This window comes from Magnetococcales bacterium (genome assembly GCA_015231925.1).
Classification (GTDB): domain Bacteria; phylum Pseudomonadota; class Magnetococcia; order Magnetococcales; family JADGAQ01; genus JADGAQ01.
In genome coordinates, this window is the sequence record JADGAQ010000293.1 from 1 (window position 1) to 3,466 (window position 3,466).

The following is a 3,466-nucleotide window of genomic DNA, read 5'->3' on the forward strand; positions in this document are numbered from 1 at the left end:
ACCGTCTTGCGCCTTGCCAGGAACCAAAATCTGGCAAATGTCAACACGCCCTAGTCGGCAACAAACCCTCCTCCCCCAAAACCGCCATCCCGAAGTGGGATTTCGGAGCCGCGAACGATGCCGACGATTCGTGGAATGCCCCCGAGATACAACTCGGCCTGAACCGCCTCGCCCTGCAGGATATCGCCCGGCAACACCCGGACTGGGATCTCTCCATCCTGGAACCGATGGCCCGTGGCGGCGCTCTCGCCGGCGTCGGCAGCATGCTGAAGGGAATGGCGGGGCAAACACCAGCGAACGGCTTCCCCAACACGATGATGGCGGCGGCGGAAACGCCAGATGGTCAAAACGAGCCAGGATCCGGCGCAGGAAGCCAAGAGGAATCCACATCTAAGAAACTGGCTGTGATGGGTATTCGATCTCTCTTGCCATGGCCCGCTAAACTTATTATGGGTCTCTTCCAATACGGTTTAGAAAAAGCCGATGGGTACGCCAAGGAATTCAGGGAAGGAGCAGCGAGAAATACAGGACACAATTCCTTCGAAAACTGTAAAACTGAAGAGTGTCTTCGTCACGGAACCGAAAAGTCGACTGATCATATCGACGCGCGTGACAAGCGGAAGTTGGAAGAACAGCCAAAAGAACAGAGTCAATAGGAAAAACCGCCAATTCCGGGACGGCCTGTCTCCCGACAGGCCGTCCCTTTTCAATCAGGAGGCCGTATGAAGCGACTCTATCCATTGCTTTTTCTGTTTCTGCTCGGCGCGGCGGATATGGAAGAGGAGTTGGACAAGGCCTACCAGCTCAGTCAGGGGAGCCCGGAAGAGCGCGTTCAGGCAATGCAGCTCTATGAAACCCTGGCTCGACAGGGCGTTGCCGATGCTCAGGCGCATTATGGACAAAATCTGTTATATGGCGAGATGACGGAACAAAACGCCTCGGAAGGGTTGCTCTGGCTCCACAAGGCCATTGACCAGGGCAACGGGATGGCCATGAGAATGCTGGGAGAGGCCTATAAAGTGGGCCAGGGTGTGGAAAAGGAGATCGGCCTCTATCTGCTTTGGCTGCGAAAAGGCGCCGAAGCCGGGAGCATTGCCGCGCAGTTCCAGCTCTACAAAGAGCTTATTTCGAACGAGTACCTGCCTGTCGACAATAAGGAAGCACTCTTCTGGCTCAAAAAAGCGGCGGGGCAGGGCTCGATCCCTTTGCGACGCATCCATGCCTATCTTCTTCTCACCGGGGAACGGGGGGAACAAGATATCCCCTGGGCCGTGGCGGAATTGGAAGTGCTGGTGGCCAAAGGTTCCGAAAAGGCCCGACTGATTCTGGCGGAAAGGGCTTTGAAGGGCCTCTACGGCAGCCCGGTGGATCCGCACCGCGCCATTGAATGGGCCTTGCCACTGGCGGAACAGGGGGATCCCGAGGCCTGTGAGATGGTGGGACAGGCTTATGGAACGCCCCCTCTGCTCTTCGAGACGGCCAACCAGCAGAAGGCGGTCTACTGGCTCACCCGACCCGGTGACAGGATGAGCGAAAAATCCCGCGTTCTGATGCTCTATTTGTCCTTGGCAATGCACCGGGATGATCCGCCCGAGGCGATACGGCAAACCCGCCACTGGTTTCGGCAAATCGAGGACCGTAAGCAGGCCGCCAAGATCTTCTACCCGTTCGTGCAATACGCTTTCAATTCTTCCATTCCTTTTTTGATGTTTAACGCCCCGGATCTGTTGGATGAGCTGGTGGCGGATCATTATCCCGAAGCGCAGTTGTTGAATGCCGATCTGGGCCTGTATGGCCTGTCGGAAGCCACTTCCCTTTGGCGGGTAGCGAGTGGTTATCTTCAGTCCGCGCCCCATGTTCAAGAGGCGAATGAACGCGCCCGGCTGCTCGTTCAAGGCGATTGGGACGGGATTTTCGCCCGTCTACCGGTGGAGCCGTGGAACCGGGGAACCACGACGAAGTCGGATGCCGAGGCCGTTCTTCCCGACGGGGCGACGTTGCGGCAAGCCGCCGAAAAAGGGGACACCCTGGCCATGTGGCAACTGGCGTTGCGGGGGATCGACGAAATGGGTGCGCCGGACGAAGCGGCCCGTTCCTGGATGAAACGGGCTGCGGAGGGGGGCTTTGTCGCCGCGATGATGCTTCTCGGCAGTGAGCTGGATCGGGGCAAAACCCGGGACGAGGCAGCGGCTCACGCCTGGCTGGAAAAGGCGGCCCTTTCGGGGTCGACCTACGGGCGTTACCTGCTGGCAAACCATTTTTTCATTTTTCATTCGAGGGAGAAGGAGAGTGTCTCCAAGCCCATCTCCCTGCTGGAGTCGTTAGCCGACGATGGGGTGCAGGCGGCGCGAGCGATGCTGGCGTTTCACTTGTTGATCGAAATGAAAGGGGAAATCCCGCTGCAACGCCTTGAACCGCTGTTGCGCCCGCTGGTCGAGGCCGGATCAGGCTATGCGACGTTAGCTCTGGCAAAGGCTCTGATTAACGCCTCTCCCCTGACGGAGGAGCATCTGGCCCAGGCTCGGAACCTGTTGGCAGAGATGGCGAAGCGAGATCTGCCGATTATTCAGGGATTTCAAGCCGCCGTAGCGGAATTGACCCCGGAGGGCGTTCCGTTGCCCGAAGAACCGAATGCCCAGACACTGCCCATTCTGCAAGAGGCCGCTTCTCCCGACTCACTGGCCGAATTTTACAGTGAGTCCGGCAGTCAGCTTCTGACACCGGATCAATATGTCCTGCACCGCCTTGGCTTGGTCTGGCAGAAGCGGGCGGCGCGACTGGGGAACGGTGCTGCGATGAAGCGGTTGGGGCATCTGCATTTGTTGGGTTATATCGTGGACATCGATACGGAGGCGGCGCGGCAGTGGTACGAGCAGGCTGCCGTCACGGGAGACGGCGAGGCCGGGCAACTGGCGGCGTTGCTGGCGCGAAAGGCTGTCGATCAGGCTCGCGAGCGGGTTACCCTGGAGGCGTGCTGGTACTCCCGCAATCCGGACAAATACTGGTTGGACTTGGATCCGGCGAAAATATTCACCCAATCCTGAAGGCTTCTGTTCAGTCATACGGGGGTCCGGGGGGGATTATCCCCCCCGGCGGGGTTTGGGGCGGAGCCCCAAGGTGTTGACGTGGCCTTTGCCTTGCGGTCCGCTGCCGCCAATGAAATCCCGAAAGCCGCCATGCCGCACCGAACGGATTTATCGCAGCGGACCGCGGGGGGGCAAGGGGGGGCCTCATCCCCCCATCCTTGAAGCCGCCACCCGACGGAAAGTGGGTGTTTGCCCCGAAAGGCCTTTTGCAGAGGTAACTATTCAGGACCCCGCACCGCGCGACATGACAAAGTCAACGGCGAAAGGAAAAGTCCCAGGGGTGCCCCCTGGACCCCATGGGGTTGGACGTCAACAGCGAAGGAAGAGTCCCAGGGCGCTGCCCTGGACCCGTCGAGGGGGATAATCCCCCCCGAACCCCC

General features: G+C 59.4%; 2 protein-coding genes. Both read left to right on the forward strand.

Annotated elements, in window-relative coordinates; translation table 11 throughout:
- Positions 1–656, forward strand: a 656-nt coding sequence (locus HQL56_18930) for a hypothetical protein (protein ID MBF0311591.1), incomplete at its 5' end; no start/stop codon positions are given.
- A 66-nt stretch (positions 657–722) separates the two neighbouring features.
- A complete protein-coding gene (locus HQL56_18935) occupies positions 723–3,044 on the forward strand; it encodes a sel1 repeat family protein (protein MBF0311592.1) in 2,322 nt (773 codons plus the stop codon).
- Positions 3,045–3,466: the final 422 nt, after the last annotated feature.

Excerpts from the sequence above, each read along its gene's own strand:
- HQL56_18935 (MBF0311592.1), top strand. The coding sequence starts at position 723 with ATGAAGCGACTCTATCCATTGCTTTTTCTGTTTCTGCTCGGCGCGGCG.